Origin of the sequence: Mesorhizobium sp. M1396, from assembly GCF_040317725.1 — a bacterium.
Taxonomy (GTDB): domain Bacteria; phylum Pseudomonadota; class Alphaproteobacteria; order Rhizobiales; family Rhizobiaceae; genus Mesorhizobium.
The window spans coordinates 1-4,553 of record NZ_JAMYLA010000121.1; the positions used below are offsets into that span (position 1 = coordinate 1).

4 protein-coding genes and 1 pseudogene are annotated in these 4,553 nt (G+C 59.2%); 1 reads left to right on the top strand and 4 read right to left on the bottom strand.

The features are described from left to right. The 4 genes and pseudogenes from NKH02_RS34035 to NKH02_RS34060 all read right to left on the bottom strand — a co-directional run. Nucleotides 1–431: hypothetical protein (locus NKH02_RS34035; RefSeq protein ID WP_352884208.1), on the bottom strand; the 431-nt coding region annotated here is incomplete at its 3' end. A gap of 460 nt (nucleotides 432–891) precedes the next feature. Beyond that, nucleotides 892–2,421: pseudogene (locus tag NKH02_RS34675) on the bottom strand (ABC transporter ATP-binding protein). After that, a complete protein-coding gene (locus tag NKH02_RS34055; protein ID WP_502913895.1) occupies nucleotides 2,411–3,223 on the bottom strand; it encodes an ABC transporter permease in 813 nt (270 codons plus the stop codon). Before NKH02_RS34055 ends, NKH02_RS34675 begins: the two are co-directional and overlap by 11 nt. A 68-nt stretch (nucleotides 3,224–3,291) precedes the next feature. Beyond that, nucleotides 3,292–4,128, bottom strand: a complete 837-nt coding sequence (locus NKH02_RS34060; protein WP_352884218.1) for an ABC transporter permease — start codon at nucleotides 4,126–4,128, stop codon at nucleotides 3,292–3,294. A gap of 33 nt (nucleotides 4,129–4,161) precedes the next feature. Between NKH02_RS34060 and NKH02_RS34065 the strand changes: the two genes are divergently transcribed. Beyond that, nucleotides 4,162–4,553, top strand: a 392-nt coding sequence (locus NKH02_RS34065; RefSeq protein ID WP_352884219.1) for an ISAs1 family transposase, incomplete at its 3' end; no start/stop codon positions are given.

Genomic DNA, 4,553 nt, shown 5'->3' on the forward strand with positions numbered 1-4,553 from the left:
GAGAGAAGACGGACAAACCCCGTTTTACGGGGCATGCACATGCGGCATTTCGATTCACTCAAAACTTTCCCCGGACAGCCCTGCGAGCGCTGTGGCAAAACAGTGTATCGTCTCATCCGTGCCATGGGACGACACAGCGGCGGGACCGCTTGGATCTTCACATGCTTGCGGTGTTCAAGTCTTGAAACTTGGGCGGCTTCGATGTGCCCGGACGTCAAAATGTAGCGCTCCCGAATGCTCTTGCGCTGAAGGTCAGGTTCCCCGGCCTCGTTTTGGACGTTCAAATCTGCAACGACCAAGGTCGAGATCGGATCTTCATATTTCGCCACGATTGGCGAAGGACCGGTTGTGGCACGGCCATGACCTCCAGCATTGTCACCCGCGATGTCCGCTGTTGGGATGCGGCTTTTGGCCTGCTCAACGACCGACATCAGGCGCATTGCAGACTGACGGCTCTCGGACCGAAGCCGGACTGGCAGCTTCTGGCGTCCAAAAAGCGATGGGAGACATTCAAGCTGATGGGATTGTCTCTGCCTGACCCACACACGACAGCCGACATCACGGCTAACAGGCGGTTTGCACCAAAACCGAAGTTCCGAAGCAAACCTCAACAATCGGATGGAGCGGGATTGGAACCGCCGTGAACTCGTGTCCGCGCCGGTTTTCAAGTCCGGTGCCTTGGCTAAAGCACATCGTGACTGAACGGATTCATGCGACGCCTTTGTCGTCAGCTTCCGAGCGAGGAGACGGTGAACTGGTGAGCTCCGTTTGTCGGGCGACAATGCCTGGACGGCCGATTGAAGTGGAGCACGATCATCCCCTTCAAAGCACGTGGACGGATGGCAGGGGCTGGTGGACAGGGTTCTCTTCCTGTCCACCTTGCGATCCCTATCAGATTTTCCGACTGGCCAGCAGCCTTGTCAGCCAGTCCGGATCCATTTCCGGTACGGACGACAAGAGCCGTTCGGTGTACGCGGCATGCGGCGGCGTAAGAACTTCGCTCTTCAAACCCTGCTCAACGACTTTCCCCTGGTGCATGACGACAATTTCGTCGGCTATCGCCCGTACGGTGGCAATGTCGTGAGTGATGAAGAGGTAGCTCATGCCGAAGTCACTTTGCAGGCGCATGAGGAGCTTTAGGATTTCCTCCTGCACGATCTGGTCGAGCGCGGACGTAATCTCGTCGCAGATGATGAGATCCGGATCGGCCGCAAGCGCCCGGGCAATGCAAACGCGCTGTTTTTGGCCACCCGACAGTTCGGCCGGCAGACGGTCAAGGTAAGCTTCGCTCATCTCGACCATATGCATAAGTTCGCCGATCCGGCGATCCCGCTGCGCGCCCTTGAGGCCGAGGTAGAATTCAAGCGGTCGCGCTATGATGTCTTCGACCGTCTGGCGCGGATTTAGCGCGTTGTCGGGCATTTGATAAATCATCTGTATGCGGCGCAGGACCTCCTTCGGGCGCATCTTCAGGCTCTTCGAAAGGGGCTGGCCGGCAAAAAAGATTGACCCCGAGAGCGGTGGCAGGAGGCCGGTGACGGCGCGAGCGAGCGTCGATTTCCCGGAACCGGACTCGCCGACCACAGCCACTGTTCTTCCGCGTGGAACTTTGATGGAGACGTCGTCGAGCACCTTGACGGTCCGGGCATAGGAGGCGGTGACGTGGTCTATCGTCAGTAGATATTCACCGGCAGGAACTTCGACTTTGGCGAGCTTGCGTAAGGCCCAGAGCGTCTTGGTATATTCCTGGCTGGGTGAGGCTAGCATCTCGCGTGTGTCAGCCTCCTCCACGGTAAGTCCGTGACGCAGAACCATGATGCGGTCCGCCCTTTGCGCCACCACCGCCAAGTCATGCATCACGTAGATTGCAGCCGTGTTGAATTCCTCCAATGTTGCGAATGGAGGCAAGAACTTCGACCTGGGTGGTCACATCAAATGCCGTCGTCGGCTCGTCGAACACGATCAGGTCGGGACGGCAGGCCATCGCCATCGCCGTCATTGCCCGCTGCAATTGTCCGCCGGAGACCTGATGGGGATAGCGAAAACCTATGGTCTCCGGATCCGGCAGCTGAAGACGTCGGTAAAGATCGATCGCACTCCGGTTTGCCATCTCCCGGGTGGCAATCCCGTGCGCCACTACAGTTTCGATCGTCTGGTCAAGGAGCAATCCCGTCGAACAGGATCGAGCCTTGGTGTGATCCGGCAGCCCGGCTTGGCATAACCCATTGCGGCAAGGCCAATGGTGGACTTGCCGGCGCCGGACTCGCCGATCAGGCCAAGAACCTCCCCCCGCTTCAGCGTAAGATCGATCCCGCGCACAATGGGATGCCACCGCTCGTCCGAGAACCCCTCCACATGCAGATTGCGGATCTGCAGTAGATCCTTTCCTTTTTCGCGCGAGCCTGGACCGCTATTTTTCATCCCGCAATCCGCTTGTTGCGTGCAGGAACCAGTCCACAACGAAATTGACGGACACCGTAAGGAGAGCGATCGCGCCGGCCGGAAGGAGCGGCGTGACATCTCCGTAAGTGATCAGGGTTGCATTCTCGCGCACCATTGAACCCCAATCGGCGGTCGGCGGCTGAATACCGACGCCGAGAAAGGACAGCGCCGCGATGGTGAGGAATACGAAGCAAAATCGCAAGCCGAACTCTGCGACCAGCGGCGGCATTACATTGGGAAGGATTTCCTTGGCGATGATCCATTTCGGGCCCTCGCCACGCAAACGCGCCACCTCGACATATTCCATCACGGCCACGTTAAGCCCGACGGCGCGAGAAAGCCGAAAGACACGGGTGGAATCAAGAAGCGCAATGATTACGATCAGGCTGGTGATCGACGAGCCGAAGATTGACAGCAGCACCAGCGCGAAGATCAGACTTGGGATCGACATCAACACGTCCACCGCACGCGACAATACCTGGTCGAGCCATCCCCTGTACAACGCGGCGAGAAGACCGCGCGAGACGCCTACCGCGAAGGACAGCAACGTGGTCGCGACTGCGATAGCGATGGTGTTGCGCGCACCGTAGATCAAGCGGGTGAGCATGTCCCGGCCAAGCTGGTCAGTTCCCAATTTGAACTCCTGGTTCCACGGTGCGAAGGCTTCGCTGAAGACCTGCGTCTCGCCGTATGGCGCTATCCAGTGCGCGAGGACCGCAACAAAGACGTTGCCGAGGATCACGACGATACCGAACCATGCACTGAACGGCGCCTTCTTCAACGCCGTTTTCGCCCGAGTGGCACGCGAACGCCTCAGCCTCTGAACCGCCGAGATAGGTTCGAAGCTGGTCATCGTGGATGCAAGAGCCTGGGATTGGTGGCGATGGAAATGATGTCAGCTATCAGGTTGAGCAGGATATAGGTCGCGGCGAAAATCAAGGCGCAGGCCTGGACGACCGGAACATCCCTGGATTTCACCGCATCAACCATCAACTGACCGATGCCGGGATAGACGAACACGACCTCGACCACGACCACTCCGACGATGAGATACGCCAGATTGAACGCCACGACGGTGACGATGGGAGCCCAGGCATTGGGCAAGGCATGTTTCAGCACTATCACGATGGGGGACATTCCCTTGAGGCGCGCCATATCGATGTAGGGGCTTGCCAGCATGTTGATGATAGCCGCTCGGGTCATGCGCATCATGTGGGCCACGATCACGAGAGTAAGGGTGATTGCCGGCAGGGCCACTTTCCAGACATGCTCCCAAAACGGCGTCTGGTCGTTCACATTCGACAGCGTCGGAAGTTTGGGAACCGCGTTGAGTGCCCAGCTCAGTGAGACTGCGAGCCAATGCGGCATCGATTGAGCGAAATCGGATCCGATGAACGTGTCGCGCGAGATGACCAGGTGCTCTGTCGCCTGTAGGTCTACCGGGATGACCACATTGTCTCCGGGCCGTATGAGCAGCACGGCGTCGCGCAGCGCGCTTTCATCCTCGACACGGCCAGCCTGCTTTGCCCTTGCCGCGGCCGCTGAAAGCGCCAGGCGCCGGCCCACCGCTCTTGGCGTCGGACCATCGCGTCGAGTGTGCTGATGGCCGCGCCGGCGGGAAGGGGCGCCGGCAAGCGTGGCGTAGTGGCGCGGAGAGGGTTGAGGACGCAGAATCATCGAAAACACGATGAATCATGGCTGCGCTTTTAGCTGTGTCTTGTGGCGGTGATCGCCGGGGCGGAAACCATCACCGACATCGCCCGCTTTGGTGACAGGAAGCTTGATCTCTTGCGCCGGTTTCGCCCCTTTCTCGAGGGCGTACCGTCTCATGATCATCTGGGCGATATCCTTGCCAGCCTCGATGCCGAACACTTCCAGCGCTGCTTTGTGGCATGGGTAGCGTCACTAACGGGCGCGCCGGAAGGCGTCGTCGCCATAGACGGCAAGACGGTCCGCCGCTCCAAGGGCTCCAGGAATGCCGAGGAGCCGATACACATGGTTTCCGCCTTCGCCGCCCGTCAACGCTTGGTGCTGGGGCAGGTCAAGGTGGCGGACAAAGCCAATGAGATCCTCGCCATTCCCAAGCTGCTGGACATGCTGGCCATCGAGGG